The sequence below is a fragment of the Eleftheria terrae genome (assembly GCF_030419005.1).
GTDB classification, from domain to species: domain Bacteria; phylum Pseudomonadota; class Gammaproteobacteria; order Burkholderiales; family Burkholderiaceae_C; genus Caldimonas; species Caldimonas terrae.
Map to the genome: position 1 here is coordinate 533,958 of NZ_CP106953.1, position 15,069 is coordinate 549,026.

7 protein-coding genes, 3 pseudogenes and 1 other annotated feature are annotated in these 15,069 nt (G+C 67.1%); all 10 genes and pseudogenes read right to left on the bottom strand.

What is annotated here, in order from left to right; translation table 11 throughout:
• Positions 1-123: 123 nt before the first annotated feature.
• A pseudogene (tnpC, locus tag N7L95_RS29080) lies at positions 124-1,667 on the bottom strand (IS66 family transposase).
• A gap of 57 nt (positions 1,668-1,724) precedes the next feature.
• Positions 1,725-2,073, bottom strand: a pseudogene (gene tnpB / locus N7L95_RS29085) (IS66 family insertion sequence element accessory protein TnpB).
• A gap of 608 nt (positions 2,074-2,681) precedes the next feature.
• A complete protein-coding gene (locus N7L95_RS29090; protein WP_301261094.1) occupies positions 2,682-3,155 on the bottom strand; it encodes a hypothetical protein in 474 nt (157 codons plus the stop codon).
• A 418-nt stretch (positions 3,156-3,573) separates the two neighbouring features.
• Positions 3,574-3,689 (bottom strand) — a sequence feature (AL1L pseudoknot).
• 381 nt (positions 3,690-4,070) lie between these two features.
• Complete coding sequence (locus N7L95_RS29095; RefSeq protein WP_301261095.1) at positions 4,071-5,018, bottom strand: SDR family NAD(P)-dependent oxidoreductase; 948 nt, start codon at positions 5,016-5,018, stop codon at positions 4,071-4,073.
• A gap of 157 nt (positions 5,019-5,175) precedes the next feature.
• A complete protein-coding gene (locus N7L95_RS29100) occupies positions 5,176-7,827 on the bottom strand; it encodes a methyltransferase domain-containing protein (RefSeq protein WP_301261096.1) in 2,652 nt (883 codons plus the stop codon).
• A gap of 85 nt (positions 7,828-7,912) precedes the next feature.
• Positions 7,913-10,206 (bottom strand): annotated as a pseudogene (fabD, locus tag N7L95_RS29105) (ACP S-malonyltransferase).
• On the bottom strand, positions 10,203-11,030 hold the full coding sequence (locus N7L95_RS29110; protein WP_301261097.1) for a 4'-phosphopantetheinyl transferase family protein: 828 nt from the start codon (positions 11,028-11,030) through the stop codon (positions 10,203-10,205). Before N7L95_RS29110 ends, fabD begins: the two are co-directional and overlap by 4 nt.
• A 1-nt stretch (position 11,031) precedes the next feature.
• Entirely contained in the window at positions 11,032-11,979 is a 948-nt protein-coding gene (locus N7L95_RS29115; protein WP_301261098.1) for an acyltransferase domain-containing protein, read from the bottom strand.
• Between the two features lie 20 nt (positions 11,980-11,999).
• Positions 12,000-13,193, bottom strand: coding sequence for an enoyl-ACP reductase FabV (fabV, locus tag N7L95_RS29120; RefSeq protein WP_301261099.1), 1,194 nt, complete (start codon positions 13,191-13,193; stop codon positions 12,000-12,002).
• A 52-nt stretch (positions 13,194-13,245) separates the two neighbouring features.
• Positions 13,246-14,997: a carbamoyltransferase family protein gene (locus N7L95_RS29125; protein ID WP_301261100.1), complete on the bottom strand. Its 1,752-nt coding sequence runs from the start codon at positions 14,995-14,997 to the stop codon at positions 13,246-13,248.
• Positions 14,998-15,069 lie beyond the last annotated feature (72 nt).

Here is a 15,069-nt window from a genome sequence, read left to right on the forward strand (position 1 = left end):
TCCAGGCGCAACATTTTGGAACCGGTTTCACAGACACGTCTCGGCAAGCGGAAAGGGAACCGGTGCGAAGCCCGCGGCGCTGGGCAGGAGCTGGTGTAAGCGTCTCCAGCCGACGCCTTGACATCAGGCCGCTTGTAGTTCGTCTGCGCCGTTGCGAACCAGTAGGCAGGCGACATTCCACGGCAGCAGCTCCGCCACCCGATCTGCGCGATGTTCGCCGGTGTGTTGCAGCACATGCGCAAGGTACGCCTGCGGGTCCAGGCCGTTCAGCCTGGCCGTTCCGATGAGACTATAGAACGTGGCCGCCCGTTCGCCTCCTGCATCAGACCCAGCGAACAACCAGTTCTTCCTGCCAGGGGCCACTGCCCGGATCTCACGCTCGACGGCGTTGTTGCCGATCTCCACCCGCCCGTCCTGCGCGTAGCGCAAAAGCGCAGACCAGCGGCCCAGCGAGTAACGAATGGCCCGGGCGAGTTCGGACTTCGACGAGGTGGTCGCCAGCACGCCGTCCATCCAGCTGCGCAGTGCCTGCAGCTTCGGCACGGCGTGCTCCTGCCGCACCCGCCACCGCTCGTCAGGCGACCGGCCCCGGATGTGCCGCTCGATCTCATACAACTCGCCGATGCGTCGCTATGCCTCATGGGCCTGCGGTGACTTCGTGGCCTGGTGCAAATCGAAGAACTTGCGGCGCGCGTGCGCCCAGCAGGCTGCCTCGACCACCCGGCCTTGCTCATACAGCGCCTCGAAGCCCGCATAGCCGTCGGCCTGCAGGATGCCGCTGAAGCGCTTCAGGTGTTCCTGTGGCCGCTCGCCCTTGCGGTCGGGTGAGTACTGGAACCCCACGGCTGGCGGCAGCTGACTGCCCGTGGAGCGCTCGTCCCGAACGTACGCCCACAGCCGCCCAGCCTTCGTGCGTCCCTTGCCTGGCGCGAGCACGGCCACTGGTGTGTCGTCGGCGTGCAGCTTCTCGGCGCTGAGTACGTACTGCCGCAGCGCGTCCATCAACGGCTCCAACAGGCGCGACGCGCTGCCGACCCAGTCCGCCACGTCGAGCGCTCCAGCTCCCCGCCCTCGGGGGCGTAGACCTCGCTCTGCCGGTACAGGGGCAGGTGGTCGGCGAACTTGCTGACCCGCACGTGTGCCAGCAGGTTCGGGCCGGCCAAGCCGCGAGCGATCGGGCGACACGGCGCTGGCATCTGGGTCAGGGTCTGGCAGCGCGGACAGGAGTACTTCGGCCTGACGTGTCGGACCACCTTGAAGCGCTGCGGCACCAGCTCCAGCACCTCGGCCACATCCTCGCCGACGTAGCGGAGCTCGCCGCCGCAGTCGCTGCAGTTGCACGCAGGCTCGTGACGCACCGTCTCGCGCGGCAGGTGTGGCGGCAGTGGCTTGCGTGCAGGGGGATGATGCGCAGGGGTCGACGCCGCCGTGCTCTGCGCCTCGCCGTCCGGCAGCGCGCTGCACCGGGTCTCGAGGTCTTCGACCAGCAACTCCAGCTGCTCGAGGTGCTCCAGCCGCTCCAAACTGGCACCGAACTTGTCGCGCCTGAACCGGGCAATTTCCAGCTTCAGCATCTCCACCCGCGGGCGCTCCAGCAGCAGCTCGCGATCGCGTTGGGCGAGGCGGTCCTTGAGCGCTTCGCCGTCTTCGACGGAGATCGCGGCCACGGACTGTACTGTGCCAACGGCCCGGTCCCGTCGCAACCGCGTTGACCGTCGGTCACCTCACACCGCCATCTCGGGCTGCCAGGTCCGAGCCGGCATCCGCCAGTCGATGCCCTCCAGCAGCATCGACAGCTGGGCCGGGGTGAGCGACACGGCATCGGAGGTGGCCTGCGGCCAGACGAAGCGCCCGCGCTCCAGGCGCTTGCTCCACAGCAGCAGGCCCTGGCCGTCGAACCACAGCACCTTGATCATGTCGCCGCGCCTGCCTCGGAACACGAACACGTGGCCGGAGTACGGGTTGTCGGTCAATGCGGTCTGCACCAGTGCAGCCAAGCCTTCGAAGCCCTTTGCGCATGTCGGTGAGGCCGGCCGCGATCCACACCCGCGTGTTCGGCGGCGGGCCCAGCATCAGCGATAGACCTCGCTCACGGCCTTCAGCACCTCGCGCAGCGTGCCGGCGTCGACGTGAGTCGGCACGATGATGCGGACGCTCTGGGTCACGATCTCGATAGGGGACGCTGGCGCAGCCACCGTCGGCCTCGGTGCCCGATTGCAGACGCTCACCGGCAGCAGTGCGGGCGGCAGGGCCTGCACACCCGCGGGTCGCTCCTTGCACCAGCGCCGCGCCAGGTTCGCGTTGACCCCATACTTGAGCGCGACGCCCGAAAGCGAGGCGCCCGGTACCCGACAAGCATCGACCACCGTCTGCTTGAATTCCTCAGCATGCGGGCGTCGCTTACAAGGCGTGTCGGCTGCGCTCTTGCCACTCTTGTTAGCGTCCACTATGTCCATAGTGGGAACTTTCCAACGCCAGCGGGACTGGATCAATGTGCCCAGACCGGACGCCTACGGCTTGAACGTGCGCTGGAGTTGAGATGAAACCTCCCTGGCTTCTTTCGATGCGCATCGGACTCTGCTGCGCTGTGCTTGATAGGCGCCAAATGCTTTGATTGCGCCCTCCTGCTCTCCGGCGAGCTGGGGACGGTTCAGCCTTCGGCTGACCTTCTCGAACAGGCCCTAGTCGTAATGCGTCATGTGTAGTCGTAGTGCTTGAGTCGCGAGGTCGTGAGTCAGGGTCAAGGTCAAGGCTCCTTCGTGCGGTGAGCTGAATTCGGCCTTCTTCACTAGCGTTGCATCGTGCTGCTCGGAAGCGTCAAGCCCTCCAGCCTTATAGGAGAACCCGCTCTCATCGGCGTACCGTTTCATGTCGGCCCAAGCAGCGTCTGCTTTGCTGACGTCAACTTGGTAGCTCACCTCGGATTGCGGCAGCTTCGTGCCATCTCCCACAGAGCCGAAATACTTCACTGTCAACGCATCAGATGGCACTGGTGTATGCCGAATGAAGCTCGAGAGGCCAAGGTAATACGTCAGCGACCCCGGCACGGGCGAATAATCCTCCAGCGAAAACAGATAGAGTGCGGCGCCAAAGCGCCCGCAAACCATCAATACGACGAGAATCGCGATGAACTGAAGAGAGCGGCGAATGGGCATGAGCGGCGAGTGCGGTGGCGGATCTGGAAGATTGATCGGTCAACCTGCCAGGCAGGTACAGGCAGGGAAGATCGAATAACGCCGTGTCGCTTGGCGGTGCCAACCTTGTGTCGTCACTGCCTGGCAGCAGGCACCCAGAGTTTCGTCAGTTCACCGCCACAGTCAAGCAGCCCACCATGATCCTCATGCGGGCCTGCGCTCGTCTTGCGAGGCTGGCGGTCTCAAGCCATTTGCCGCTGAGCAGCAACTGGGAAACGCGGGTTCTGCCGTCTCGGAGTGGAGACTCCTCCCCCAGTAGCCGGTACGTCTGGTGTTTCGCGGCGGCTGAGCTGAGAGATGTCGTTCCTGATTGAACCGGTTCCCTGCGCGTGCAGCGGCGCGGCTGCCACCGGCCAGCCGCATGGCGGCAGTAGCCCGACGGCCGATCTCCAACGCCCAGCAGATCGGCTCGACTCCGAAGTCATGCCAATCCATCTCGACAAACGCCTTCAAGGCTTCGTGCGGCGCTCGGGCTCCGCGGGCGCGGAATACGCGCTGGCGAGCTTCAGGATCTCGTCGGCTCGGTGCAGCTCCTTGACCTCGCACTTCGGCTCCCTCACCCGCTACGCCTCGGCGGTCGTCGTACCCGCGCGCGTGCCCACATCGATCTCCGACCGCTTCACCCATTCCAGCAGCGTCTGTGGCACGCCACCATCTTCGGCGCGGTCGACTCCACCGACGGGTACTTCGCCGGGAGCCGGGGCCGGCCAGCATGCCATGGCCTTCCTTTGCGACTGTCCCGCCGCGCGGGGCGCCGGCCGCCACCGCCAGCGTCGGGCCGTGCGGCACCAGGGCGCGCCGCCGGTGCGCGCCGCTTGTCGACGCGCCGGTCTCGCACCGGCCCAGGTGGGCCGCAAGCCGCGGCCCGAAGGGGCCTTACCGCCCGGCCAATGCGTTGAGCTTCTGCATCAGTGACGCGATGCCGCGCGGTGGCAGGAAGGTGGGATTGTTGCCGCTGAGCACGTCTTTCATCCTGCGCTCGATGTAAGGACGGTATTCCTCGGCATGCGTCATGATGTAGAAGCGCTCGTCCCGTATCGCCGCCAGCACCTGCTCGCCGACCGCGCGCGGACTCAGCCCCTGCTTTAGCTGCTCGGCATACCATTCCTGGACCGCGACCGCCACCGGATCGATGGCGGCCGGCGTGCTGCCGGCCAGCTCGGCCGGCCGGTTGCGCTGCGAGGCCAGGATGTTGGTGTCGACACATCCCGGGCACAGGACGGATATCTTCGGCTTGTAGCGCCCGTGCCGCAGTTCCCAGTACACCCCCTCCGACAACGCAACCAGCGCAAACTTGCTGACCCCGTACAGCGTGTTGTCGTCGGAGATCAGCCCTGAGGTCGACGCAGTGTTGACAATGTGGGCTTCGGTTCCCTGCTCGATCATGATGGGCAGGAACGATCGCAGGCCGTGCACTGCGCCCATCAGGTTGACCCCGAGGATCCAGTGCCAGTCCTGCAGGCTGTTGGTCCAGCTGGGGCCGGCACGCACGCCGACTCCCGCGTTATTGCACAGCACGTGGACCGCGCCGTACCGACGCAGCGTCTGCCGCGCCAGTTCATCGACCTGATCGGCCTTGGAGACGTCGCATCGGACGGCGTGCACATCGGCCCCCGCGTCGCGCAAGGCCTGGGTCGTCGCATCCAGGGCCGATGGCTCCACGTCGCTCAACACGACTCGCATGCCCGCTGCGGCGAAGACCTCGGCCATGCCGCGCCCGATGCCGCTGGCCGCTCCGGTGATCACGGCAACCTTGTTGTTCAGCTCTTTCATATCGCTCCAGAAGGAAAGTGATGGTGCGACTGCGCCCGGGCAGGACGGCACGCCATCCGTCGCACGCGCCCTTGGCGTGCCCCGCGGGCAAGGCGGCGAGCCGCACCGTCGTGCCGGTGGCATGGCGGCATGGCGGCTCCTGGCGAGCCTGGCGCCGCCGAGAGCGCGCCAGACAGGGTTCCGGCAAGCGCCGACATGGGCACGTCCCCTAGATGCCCAGGATCATTGCCGCAAAGCGCTGGGCGATGGACGGATCCAGACCATGCCTCGCCGGCTCGATGGCAAAACGCTGCGCCAGCGCTGCCACCTGGCGGTGTTCGTCGGGATGCTGCAGGCAATGCTGCAGCAGCGCAGCGGTGTGCTGCTCCAGCTCGGCCTCCGCCGCGACCGTGTGCGGATCGAAGCGCGGCAGCGACGACCATGCGTCCCGCGGCACCGCGTCGGCACGCCATTGGAAGCTCAAGCCGCTGCCGTCGTGGCGGGCCAGCAGCGGCAGTGACACGTCGCGGCCGACGCGCAGTTCAGGCAACCACTGCAGCCCTTGCTTCCAGTGCAGCGGCATGCCGCTGCCTGGCGCATTGGAAAGCGAACTCGCGATGTCCATCTGCAGGTCGAACCAGAACAACACCGCGCCTGCCGTGCCGTCGGCGACGCAGGGAACATCGAGCGTCTTCTCTTCGGGTGTCGGCGTGGCGGTGGAGAAATCGAAGCTGAACACGTCGAAGGGCGCGGTCAAGGCGCGGTATGCGAGGCGTTCCGCGTCGACGTTGATGAAAGACCGCGAGAACCGATAGGGGTTCAGCAAATTCACGTCGACCCCGAGGACCTGGTCAAGCCGGCACTCGACCACCATCGCCCGTATCCGGGCCCCCATCGGCAGATAGCCTGCGTGCTCGGTCAGCAGGTGTTCGCGTGCGTGGGCGAGCAGGCGCAGCACCCCTTTGCCGATCAGGCTGCAGTCGAACAGCTCGAACACCGCCAGGTCGGCACGCCGGGGGCTGTGGTCAGGCACCCGGACCTCGCGGCAGTCCTGGTGGAGCAGCGTGATGCGGTCCTCCATGCCGTTCAGCCGGATCACATCGGCTGCGGCGCCAGCCATCTCCGGGTCGACCTCGCAGGCGAGCACGTGCTGCGCCCCCGCCTCGGCGGCCATCATCGACAACAGGCCAAAGCCCGCGCCGATGTCCAGCGCCAGTTCGCACGGACGGGTGCCGATGGCACGCAGCAACGACGCCTGGTAGGCGTCATTGCGCCGCCTGTCTCCCAACATCCGCAGGTACCACGACGGCAAGCTGCCGGTTCGCAACCGCGTCGCGGGCGGCTGCGTCTGCAGGTAAAGGCGGTTCTCGTTGACATGCACCCGCAGCGACAGCGGTTCGCCTCCCTGCGTAACCTCGATCGGATCGGTGTACTGCACACCCGGCTTGATGCACGACAGCGCGCTGCCGGGCGCGTTGTCGAGGCAGGCTCCGCCAAGATCGAGTTCGTACCAGAAGATGAGCGCCTCGACGCTGCCCGTGCTGACGACCGGCATCGGCACGTCCCACACCGTCTCGGCGAAATCCTCGAAATCGATGCTACCAAGGCGGACGGCCGGCGTCAGCGGCCTCCAATGCTCCGACGACAGCTCCAGCGCCTGCGGATACGGACTCCAGCGGAGCCGCTCGACGGGCTCCAGGCGATATCCGGTCCCCGGATACACCCACTGGACAGCCATCGCGAACAGCGTCGCCCGCGTCGGGAGCACCCGGACCTGCGCACCGGTGCCGGACCGCCGATGCTGGCGCACCGCCTTCACAATGCCGGTGCCGAGCAAGGCGTGGTCGAGGTGAGCAAACACCACGGCGTCGCAGTCCGGCTCGGCCAGGCTCGACTCGTCGGCCGCCACCACCTCGACATGCTGCGTATGGGCCTCGAAGGACTCGCGCCGCTGCTCTTCGGACCACTGGGGTATCTGGGCGCCATGCCGGGCATGCCACTGCTTCAGCAACTGCTTTTGCAACACACCGCGCGCGATGCGCGCCTCCAGGGGAGAGGCCTCGAGCAGGTGCACCGACGCAGCGCCCTGTTCGAGGCTCCTTGCGCCCAGCACCCCCAGCTCACTGCCTCGCAACAGCACCCGGCCGCCCGCCAAGGTCGCCAGCGCGCGATCCCACGCGCCCATCCAGACGGGGTCCTCCAGGCGGACCAGCGTGTGGGCCACGTGGCGCAGCGCGCTGTACCGCGCGAGATGCCGCTTGAGCCCGTTCACCATCGCATCGCCAGCCGAAGCGGGCAGCGCGGCATCCTCGAACAGCGCGGGGTCGAACGCCAGGTCGGCGGGCGGTGCCGGCCCCTCCGTCCGCACGGCGGCTGGCCCGGCCGGCGCAGGCGGCGCGTGCGGGGGCGAAGCCGCGGCCCGGTCTCGCACCGCGGCTTCGAGCGACACCACCCGCCGCTGCACATCAGCCTGGAGGCCCTCGATGGACAACACCTGCCGATACAGCTGGTGCGCGGCGCCCCACTGCTGCAGCCGCTCGTGCACCTCGGCCTGCAGCAGATGGCCGAGCGCGTCGTCAGGGGCCAGCTCGACCACGTACCGCGCGTCGGCCAGGGCCTCCGTGGCGCGCCCCAGCGCCAGATACACACGCGCCCGATCGCGGCGCCAGCCGGGCTGGTCGGGCTCGGCCTGGACCAACTGGTCGTAGTAAGGCAGGGCCAGGTCCGGTCGCCGAGCGCCGAGATGGCGCATGGCCTGGGCTTCGAGATAGGGCGTCGCACGGCGCATCACGTCTTGCGGCAGGTCCGACAACGCGGCCTTCATGGCGGCGCCGTCGCCGCTGGCCAGGGCGGCGGCGAGGTCGTGGCTCCAATCGTGCATGGGTCTCCTGTTCAGGTGAACGACAGGCACCGGGCGGGGTGGGCGCAGCGCGCCGCCCTGCACCGTCGTCTGTCATCGTGGTCCCTCATCGTGCGTCGGCGCCCGACATGGCGAGAAAGCGCTCGTTGAGCAGCCGGGCGGTCTCCGTCATCAAGCGCAGGCCGATCATGTCCACATGGCGGTTGCGCCACGACTGCAGTTCGGTGCCCTTGACCCACTGGTTGAAGGCACCCATGGCAGGGCCGCAATGGATTTGGTAATCGACCTTCTGCTCGTCGCGGCCCTGCAGGGCCAGCCGCGTGGTATGGACGAAGTACCACCGGAAGATCAGCGCCATCTTCTGCTTGGGGTTGCGTTCGATTTCGGCAATCCTGCCCGGCTCGGTGCGCTCGTAGTACTCGCGGGTCTCTCGCCACACCTCGTCGAACGACCGCTTGAAGTACTGGTCCTGCAGCCGTTGCCGCGTCTTGGCATCGATCTCGTCCAGCGAGTTGTGTCGCTGGTACAACTCATAGAGCTTGTTGGCGCGCGCCGGAAAGAACAGGCCGCGCTTGGCCACCTGCACCCGCGCACCGATCTCGAACATGTCGCCGGCCGGCGCGTAGTCGGTGTCCTGCACGTTCAACTCCTGCAGCAGGTCCTTGACGGCGTCACTGGTACGCGCCTCCACGGTGCACTGGTTGATGGAGCCCGTCAGGATGAAGTCCGCACCCATGACGAAGGCCGCTGCCGCGGCATGAGGGGTGCCGATGCCGCCGGCCGCGCCGACGAAGATCGGCGTGGCATAGCGGTGTTCCGACATCATGCGGTCCCGCAGCGAGAACATCGCCGGCATCAGCGCATAGGCCACGCCTTGGTCGGTATGCCCGCCCGAGTCCGCCTCCACGCAGATCTCGTCGGCCATCGGGATGAGGCGGCCCAGTTCGGCCTCCACCTCGGTGATCCTGCCACTCTCCCGCAACTCGCGCACGATGGCCTGTGGCGCGGGGCTCATGAACGCGGCGGCCACCTCGGGCCGAGACACTTTCGCCAGCATGCGGCGCGGCCGCGTGATGCTGCCGTCCGCCGCGCGCTGCAGGCCGCTGAGCCGGCAGCGCACCAGGCTGGGCGTCATGTGCAGGAAGGCAGCCGCCTCCACGAACGGGACGCCGCGGCTGATCACCAGGTCAACCGTCTGCTCTTCGAGCTCCGGCTTCTCGAGGTGACAGATCAGGTTCAACCCATAGGCCTGGCGATGCGACAGCCGCGCCTGGATGTAGCTGATGGCCGCCTCGATCTCCGAGAAGCGCATGCCGCCGGTGCCAACATAGGCCAGCATGCCGGCACGGCCCATCGCAACCACCAGCTCCGGGGACGCGATGCCTTTGTACAAGCCGCCTCCAAGGTAGGCGTAGCGCAAGCCGTAGTTGCGCCGGAACTCCGCACTGCCCAGCGACTCCGCGGTGATCATCGCCATGTCTGCCGATCTCCTCATGCGCCCCGTCTTGGCCCGGACGTGGCCCCGACGGAGGGCGGGTCGTCCTGGCGAATCTGCTGCACCAGCCGGGTGAGCACGTTGCCCGGTCCGATCTCCTTGAACTCCGTCACGCCTGCGGCCAGCAGGTAGCGCACGCTCTGCGTCCATTTCACCGGGCTGGTGATCTGGCGCACCAGCAAGGACTTGACCACGTCGGCGTCGCCACTGGCGGGATACGGTTCGGCCGTGACATTGGCGATCACCGGGATCTTCGGCGCCGCGATGGACACCGGCGCCAGCGCCTCGAAGTACGCATCGGCGGCCGCGGCGACATAACGGGAATGGAACGCGGCGCTGACCTGCAGCGGCATGAACATGCGCGCACCGGCCTGCTCGAACAGGGGGCCGGCGCGAGCGATGTCAGCCACGGGCCCCGACACCACGATCTGCGAGGGCGAATTGAAGTTGGCGACGTCGATGCTGTCCAGCCCGTGCTCCTGCAGCACATGGCCGATCTGCGCCGCGCCGAGCCCGATCACCGCGCCCATGCCGCCGTTCTTCGCCTGGGCCATCAGCTCACCGCGCCGCTTCACCAGGCGCAAGCCCGTCAGCAGGTCGAAGACGCCGGCGGCCAGCAGTGCGTTGTATTCGCCCAGGCTGTGGCCGGCCACGAAATCGGGCCGCAGCCCCTGCTGAAGCGCCTTGTAGTAATGCAGGGCGTTGACGACATACAGGCAGGGCTGGGTGTACTGCGTCTCCTTGAGCTGCTGGTCCGGGTCCTCCAGGCACAGCCGGCGCAGCGAATAGCCGAGGATGGCATCGACATCCCGCTCGACGCGCGAGTACTCCTCGACTTCATCGAACAGGCCCTGGCCCATGCCGCGTTTTTGCGACCCCTGGCCCGGAAACACGAAAGCAATCATGCGGTTCCTCCTTGTGTAGATGCAGTGATGGAGCTGGAATGGCAGGACGGGTCGGACTCCCGGCTGATGAGCGCGGTCACGCCATCCCCGAGACCCCATGGCCAGATGCCCCGCACCGACGGCGCCGGGCCGGCGCCCTGCAGCCGCTCGGCACAGACCGCGATCAGGTAGCGAGGTGCCAGGCGCAGCTGCCAGAACTGCCAAGGCAGCGTGTCGCCAAGTTCGGGGGCCACCGTGATCCGGACGCCGTGCTCGTGCGGGAAGTCGAAGCTGAACCGGTCCAGCGGAATCGACAGGCCCATGCCGCGGGCCTTGATGTACGACTCCTTGAAGGTCCAGTACTCGAAGAAGCGCTCCTGGCGTTGCTGCAGCGGCACCCGGTGCAGCGCCGCCACTTCCGCGGCCGAGAAGTAGTGATCGGCAATCTCGGTGGAGACCTTGCGCGCCTGGATGTTCTCCACGTCGACGCCAAGCGCACGGTCGCGCGCCACCGCGAGGACGATCACGCCCTGGGTATGGGAGAGGTTGAACAACAGCCGCGCATCGCGCGCCTCGTCGTTCAGCGCCGCCGGCCGGCCATAGGCGTTGGCGGTGAAGACCCAGTCGACCGGCTCGACGGGCAGGTACCGCGACAGCACCGTGCGCACCAGGGCCCGGGTGACCAGGTACCGGCGCCGGTCGTCAGCGCGGTAGAACCGGCCCTGCTGCAACCGCTCGGCCGGGTTGAGCAAGGCCAGGAACGCCGCCAAGGTGGCCTCGTCGTCGATGCGGTCGTAGAAGGCGAGCCACAAGTGGATCTCGCCCGGGCCGAGCAGCTGCAGCATGTCAGGCCGCCCCCATGGCCACCAGCGCATTGAAGTTGCGCACGTCCTGGCCGTAGGGCGTGAGCACCATGTGCGCCCGAGACGCCGAGTCGGCGGGCAGGCCGTGCTTCAGCAGCGTCGACAGGGTGCCGGCCGGGCCAACGTCGATGTAGCGGCAAGGACCTTGCCGCTCCAGCTTCGCGATCGCCTCGCCAAACCGGATCGGGCGGCGGGCGATGTCCCAGAAGTAGCTGCGACCAGGTCGGACCACCACGTCGGCCTCGCTGCAACACAGCAGCGGCAAGCTGGCCGACCGGCAGCGAACCGACCAGGACAAGTCCTCGCAGGCGCTTCGGGCGCTGTCGATCCAGCGCGAGTGGAAGGCGAACGGCACCGGCAGGCGTTGCCAGATGAGGAGGCGCTTGTCGAGTTCCGCCGCGATCCGGTCCAGCTCGGCACTCGGCGCGGACACCACGAAATGCGAGCTGAAGTTGACCGACGCCAGCTCACTGCGACCCGCCAACCCCAGCCGCTCGTACAGCGCCGGCTCGCCCAGCACCGCCAGCATGCCGCCGGGCTCGCAGCAGGCTTCGAAGATGCGCGCCTGCTGCACGACCGCCGCAAGCGCGTCGTCGACCTCCAGGCAGCCGGCCACGGTCGCCGCGGCAAAGGTGCCGGCACTGGCGCCCAGCGTGGCGTCCGGCACGACGCCGGCTGCGATCAGCGCGCGCGCCAGCGCGTACTCGACCATGAAGAGGGCGGGATGGCTGAGCAACAGGCGGTCGAACGCCTCCGACTTGCGCCTGTCCTCCTGGTACAGCACCTGGACGACGGAGTGTCCGGTCAGGCGCCGGACCACCTGGTCCATCGACAGCATCGACTGGCGGAACTCGTCGTTCTGCGCCAACAGCGCCTGTCCCATCTGGTAGTACTGCGATCCCTGTCCCGAGAACATGAAGACGGTTCTCATGCTTGCCAGCCCGCCATCGCTCAGCTCGACAGGTCGACCAGGCCGTGCATGGGCAGCTCCGCCTCCACCTCGGCCTCATAGTCAACCCCCGGGACGCCAAACCCGAACAGCTTGAGGAAGTCGGCGCGGAAGCCGTCGAAGTCACTGACCAGGCGGAGGTTCTCCGTCGTCACCTCCGGCACGAGTCGCTCGACGGCGGCCTGGATGTCGGCGCGCATCTCCTGCTCGTCGACCCGGTTGCGACCCTCGTCGTCGCGGCGTGGGTCGGCGCTGTAGAGACACTCGCCGAACAGCCGGTGGATCTGCTCGATGCAGCCTTCATGCGAGCCGTCCTGCTTCATCAGCCGGAACAGCAGCGCCAGGTAGAGCGGCATCACGGGGATCGCGGCGCTGGCCTGGGTCACCACCGCCTTCAGCACCGACACCGCGGCGTCGTAGCCTTCGCCGCGCAGCGCAGCTGCGGTGCGGTCCAGGTCCTTCTTCGCGGCGCCTATCGTGCCGTCCCAGTAGATCCGGCGGGTGGGGGCGGCACCGACGTAGGTGTAGGCAGTCGTCTTGCACTGCGGCGCCAGCACACCCGCGGCCGACAACGCATGCACCCAGCGCTGCCAGTCGTCGCCGCCCATCACCGCCACGGTGTCGTCGATCTCTTGCTGCGTCGCCGCGGGCAAGGTGAACGGTTTCAGGACCTCACGGCCCGGGTCCAGGCCCACCTGCGTCAGGGATTCGCCGATCGGCTTGAGCACCGACGCATGCACCACCCCGGTGTCCGGGTGCAGGCGGCGCGGCGACGCCAGGCTGTACACGAGCAGGTCGATCTGGCCGAGGTCGGCCTGGATCAGCTCGATCGTCTTGGCTTTCACGCTGTTCGAGAAAGCGTCGCCATTGATGCTCTTCGCGTACAGGCCGGCCTGCTCGGCCGCGCGGTGGAAGGCCACGCTGTTGTACCAGCCGGCGCTCGCGGTGCGAGAGTCGCTGGCCGGTTTCTCGTAGAACACGCCCAGCGTGGCAGCCCCGCCCCCGAAGGCCGCGGTGATGCGCGACGCGAGCCCGTAGCCGGTCGACGCCCCGACCACCAGCACCCGCTTCGGCGCATCGCCCCCCAGCGGCCCCCGGCTGCGGATGTAGCGGATCTGCTCCTCGACGTTGGCGCGGCAGCCTGCTGGATGAGCGGTGGTGCAGATGAAACCTTTTACCTTGGGTCGAATAATCATGAAGCTCATGGGGAAGAGTGGCTGTTGGTGGAAGCTGCCGCGAAAGATCGAGTCATTGCTTCTCTATCAAGTAGTCTTCGATCACCATCGCGTCGAGCCCGGTGGTGTAGAGCACGGCCAAGGCGTCCTCGACCGAGTGCACGATCGGCTTGCCCATCACATTGAGGCTCGTGTTGAGTACCAGCGGCACCCCGGTCAACCGGTGGAACTCGCTGATCAGCGCATGGTAGCGTTCGTTCAAGCTGCGCTTGACGCTTTGCAGACGGCCGGTTCCATCGACATGCACGACAGCCGGCACGTGCTGCCGCACCTCTTCCCGGAAGGCGAGCGTGCGCTCCATGTAGGGCGTGTCCTGGTAGTGCAGGAAGTACTCGGGCCCGTATTCCGCCAGGATGGACGGTGCGAACGGCCGAAACTCCTCCCGGAACTTGACCCGGGCATTGATCTTGTCCTTCATGTCGGCGCGTCGCGGATCGGCGAGGATCGATCGGTTGCCGAGCGCGCGGGGACCGAATTCGGCCCGGCCCTGCACCCAGCCGATGATCTTGCCCTCGCTCAGCAGCTGTGCCGTGCGCCGGCAGATGTCGTCGGGCAGGTGCTGGAGCCCGGGAATGCGGCTGTAGCGGGCCAGGTCCTGCAAGGACGACTTCGACATCGTCGAGCCCAGGTAGGGCGAGCTGGGCCGGCTGTTGAGCCCTTGCAGCCGGCGATCCTGGTCACAGGCGAGCAAGGCGGCGCCCACCGCGTTGCCATCGTCACCCGGTGCCGCAAAGATGTGCGCGTTCCTGAACTTCGTCAGCTGCGTGATCTTGCCGTTGTACGACGAATTCAGGGCGCATCCGCCGCCAAACACCAGGTTGTCGGAGATGCCGAACTCGTACAGGCGGTTCAGCAGCGCCGTCATCATCTCCGCGAACACCACCTGCCCGGTGTGGGCCAGATCGGCGGCGGCCAGGCTCGGCTGGTCGGGCGTGCGGATGTACTTCAGCAGCCTGGAGGCCGACTTCCATTCCGGGTCCGGGCACTCGATGTCGAAGCCGGACACCGCGACCCTCTCGCGCAGGACGTCGTAGATGGCCTGGTTGAACTTGCCATACGGCGCAAGGCCCATCACCTTCCATTCTTCGCCGGCCCACGGGTCGAAGCCGCACCAGCCACACAAGTGCGAATAGAAGAAGCCCAGGCTCTTCGCGAGATTGCCGAGCATGGACTGCACCGGCACCGGCAGTGCTTCGATGCGATGGTCGCGATACGCATAGCCGCTGACACTGACCCCCTCCCCCATGCCGTCCACGACGATGCAGGCGGCCTGCTCGTAGGGGCTGGTGTAGCACGCGGTCGCGGCGTGGGTCAGGTGGTGGTTGAACGACCTGAACTCCACCTGCTTGCCCAACACCTGTTCACAATAGAACTTCAGGTTGACGCCGGCGCTCTGGATGCTGTCGCTGACCGACTTCAGCACGTACTGATAGGCACCGACGTCGTACTTGATGAAGCTCGACGAGTAAGGCCGGTAGGGCCCCTGCAGCCGCTGGGCCGCCAGGGCGCTCTCCTGCCTCAGGATACCGGGGGCGTCCTCGCTCCAGGTCTTCGCGATGACGATGTCGGCCTCCGGATCGCAGTACTGCTTGATCACCTTGCCGATCAGGATGGGGTTGTCGGGGATGCAGTTGTACGACCGCTTGTTCTGAAGAAAGCGTTCCGTCGCCTCCGCAAACACGACCTCTCCCCGGTCGTTCACGACGGCGAGCGCGTTGTCATGTCCGGTACACGCCAACCCGATGTAGTTTCTCTTCATGGCCATGGGCTCTCTCGATGGGTGCAGATGGTCGGCCACCTGGAGCTGCAGCGTCCCGGTCGCCTCGCGCTTCGCTCG

Coding starts and splice junctions, on each gene's coding strand:
- N7L95_RS29125 (WP_301261100.1), bottom strand. CDS start 14,997: ATGGCCATGAAGAGAAACTACATCGGGTTGGCGTGTACCGGACATGAC.
- N7L95_RS29115 (WP_301261098.1), bottom strand. CDS start 11,979: ATGAGAACCGTCTTCATGTTCTCGGGACAGGGATCGCAGTACTACCAG.
- fabV (WP_301261099.1), bottom strand. CDS start 13,193: ATGATTATTCGACCCAAGGTAAAAGGTTTCATCTGCACCACCGCTCAT.
- N7L95_RS29090 (WP_301261094.1), bottom strand. CDS start 3,155: ATGCCCATTCGCCGCTCTCTTCAGTTCATCGCGATTCTCGTCGTATTG.
- N7L95_RS29110 (WP_301261097.1), bottom strand. CDS start 11,030: ATGCTGCAGCTGCTCGGCCCGGGCGAGATCCACTTGTGGCTCGCCTTC.
- N7L95_RS29100 (WP_301261096.1), bottom strand. CDS start 7,827: ATGCACGATTGGAGCCACGACCTCGCCGCCGCCCTGGCCAGCGGCGAC.